Genomic DNA, 2,554 nt, shown 5'->3' with positions numbered 1-2,554 from the left:
AAGCTCTTTAGCGCCGATGGTAGTTGGGGGCTTCCCCCTGTGAGAGTAGGACGTCGCTAGGCGCAAAAAGTCGCTGCTGATACACTCAGTAGTGGCTTTTTTTACTTAAGCTAACTAATAAATTGAGATGATTTATAAAAATATAAAAAAGAAGGCATGCCTTAAGTGGAATGCCTTCTTTTTTGATATTTAATGTGTTTGAACAGTGGCAGCTCGTAGTTCAATGCGGCGAATTTTTCCGGATGTTGTTTTTGGTAACTCATCAATAAAAACAATACTACGAGGGTATTTATACGGTGCTGTTAACGCCTTTACATGCTCTTGTAACTCCTTTGTTAACTCGACTTCATCTCGCTCTTTGAAGCTCTCTCGTAAGATAACAAAGGCCTTCACAATATGGCCTCTAATTTCATCTGGTGCAGCAACAACTGCACATTCTTGTACAGCTTCATGTTTGTTTAATGCATCTTCAACTTCGAATGGACCAATCGTATAACCAGAAGATATAATAATGTCATCTCCACGACCTTCAAACCAGAAATACCCATCTTCATCACATTTAGCTTGATCGCCAGTAATATACCAATCACCGCGAAATGCAGCTTGCGTTCGTTCTGGCTCTTTGTAATACTCCTTAAATAGAGCTGGTGAGGATTTGTGGATGGCAATATCGCCAACCTCTCCTACAGGTGCTTCATTTCCTTCATTGTCGATAATACGTACAATATTACCTGGAGTTGGAACACCCATGGATCCAGGGCGTAATTCAGTGTTTTCGAGTGTACCAATTAATAATGTATTCTCTGTCTGTCCATAGCCATCACGTACTTTTAGCCTGAAACGATTCATAAATGTTTCAATGACTGGGCGATTTAACGGTTCACCAGCAGAGACTGCACTACGGAGGGATGAAAGATTATAGTCTTGCAAATTATCAATTTTCGCCATAATACGATATTCAGTTGGTGTGCAGCAAAGGACATTTATTTTTTCATCTTGTATGAGCTGAAGGTACGTTTTTGCATCGAATCCACCATGATAAACAAATGCAGTAGCACCGAGCATGATTGTAGATAAGAAAGGGCTCCAAATCCATTTTTGCCAGCCAGGAGCTGCTGTAGCCCATACTAAGTCGCCTTCACGTACGCAGAGCCATTTTGAAGCAGCTGTTCGAATATGCGCATATCCCCAGCCATGTGAATGTACTACACCTTTAGGTTTCCCAGTTGTCCCAGATGTATAGGAAAGGAACGCCATGTCATCACGTTTAGTAGCTACTGCTGTAAATGTAGTTGGCTGTGTGCTTGCCAGTACATCTAAAGAAGCCCAATCGCCTTTTGCAGTACCAATAACTAATTTGTTCTTTAATGTGTCTACAGTAGAAGAAATTTGGTCAACCTCACCTGTAAATGCTTCATAGGCAATAACTGCACTAGCAGAAGAGTGCTCCATGCGATATTCTAAGTCACTTGCACGTAGCATTTCTGAACATGAAATAGGCACGATGCCAGCCTTTAAACAGCCAAGAAAAACAAAATAGGCTTCTGGTAGGCGAGGAATAATAACTAGAACGCGATCTCCCTTTCGAAGTCCTGTCTCTGTAAAAGCATTTGCGTATTGATTCATTTTTTGGACAAGCTCTACATAGGAAACTGTTCGTCTCTCTTGTTGCGTATTTAACCAGCGTATTGCTTGGCGATCACTATCTTGTGAAAACTTTTCTAATTCCTCTGTGATATTATAAAATTCAGGTGCAATTAAATCATTTGTTACCATCCGAATATTCCTCCCCCAGGAAATTTGATAGAAAATTCTTAAAACTATTTTTATTTTAACAATTGCAATAATATACAGCAAGAATATTTAGCATGCAAAATAGAAATATTAGATTTAATAGAGAACTATTATGCTTTTGGATTAATTTTTAAACCTACTTCGACAAAAAATATAAAAATTTTCATAAAATATGTTGCATAATTTATAATGCTTGCTATAATAATAAATGTACTTAAGAGGTTGTTTAAACCCGAAGTGAATAGTATCGTTCCGAAGTAGCTCAGTTGGTAGTAGCACCTGACTGTTAATCAGGTTGTCGCAGGTTCGAGTCCTGCCTTCGGAGCCATTTTTTTTGCCCATTTTTAAGAAGCTGTTATACATAAAAAAAGTTATAAAAAAGTATTGCAACTATTAAGAAATGATGTTATTATAAATCTTGTCTTGTTTGAGACGTGATACTGGCCCCTTGGTCAAGTGGTTAAGACACCGCCCTTTCACGGCGGTAACACGGGTTCGAATCCCGTAGGGGTCACCATTTAAAACATAGGCTTTATAAAGAAAAATAAACTGTGATATAACACCTGTTTCTATGGAGGATTAGCTCAGCTGGGAGAGCATCTGCCTTACAAGCAGAGGGTCGGCGGTTCGAGCCCGTCATCCTCCACCATTATTGTGTTATTTCGGAGGGGTAGCGAAGTGGCTAAACGCGGCGGACTGTAAATCCGCTCCTTAGGGTTCGGCGGTTCGAATCCGTCCCCCTCCACCAGTTTTATAAATG

Annotated in this window: 1 protein-coding gene and 4 tRNA genes; 4 read left to right on the top strand and 1 reads right to left on the bottom strand. The window is 39.8% G+C overall.

What is annotated here, in order from left to right; all coding sequences use genetic code 11:
• Nucleotides 1–189: 189 nt before the first annotated feature.
• Entirely contained in the window at nt 190–1,776 is a 1,587-nt protein-coding gene (gene mbcS, locus CRI88_RS22180) for an acyl-CoA synthetase MbcS (RefSeq protein WP_036128909.1), read from the bottom strand.
• A gap of 269 nt (nt 1,777–2,045) precedes the next feature.
• On the opposite strand from mbcS, the gene CRI88_RS22175 reads away from it, so the two are divergent.
• The 4 genes from CRI88_RS22175 to CRI88_RS22160 all read left to right on the top strand — a co-directional run bounded on the left by CRI88_RS22175 (nt 2,046) and on the right by CRI88_RS22160 (nt 2,542).
• A tRNA-Asn gene (locus CRI88_RS22175) sits at nt 2,046–2,122 on the top strand.
• Nucleotides 2,123–2,236: 114 nt separating this feature from the next.
• Nucleotides 2,237–2,311: transfer RNA gene (locus CRI88_RS22170), tRNA-Glu, on the top strand.
• A gap of 56 nt (nt 2,312–2,367) precedes the next feature.
• Nucleotides 2,368–2,443: transfer RNA gene (locus tag CRI88_RS22165), tRNA-Val, on the top strand.
• A gap of 15 nt (nt 2,444–2,458) precedes the next feature.
• Nucleotides 2,459–2,542: transfer RNA gene (locus CRI88_RS22160), tRNA-Tyr, on the top strand.
• Nucleotides 2,543–2,554: the final 12 nt, after the last annotated feature.

It is taken from the genome of Lysinibacillus fusiformis (assembly GCF_002845985.1).
Classification (GTDB): Bacteria; Bacillota; Bacilli; order Bacillales_A; family Planococcaceae; genus Lysinibacillus; species Lysinibacillus fusiformis_D.
The sequence above is the reverse complement of the archived record's forward strand: the minus strand, read 5'-3'. Positions and strand labels throughout refer to the sequence as shown.

Excerpts from the sequence above, each read along its gene's own strand:
- mbcS (WP_036128909.1), bottom strand. The coding sequence starts at position 1,776 with ATGGTAACAAATGATTTAATTGCACCTGAATTTTATAATATCACAGAG.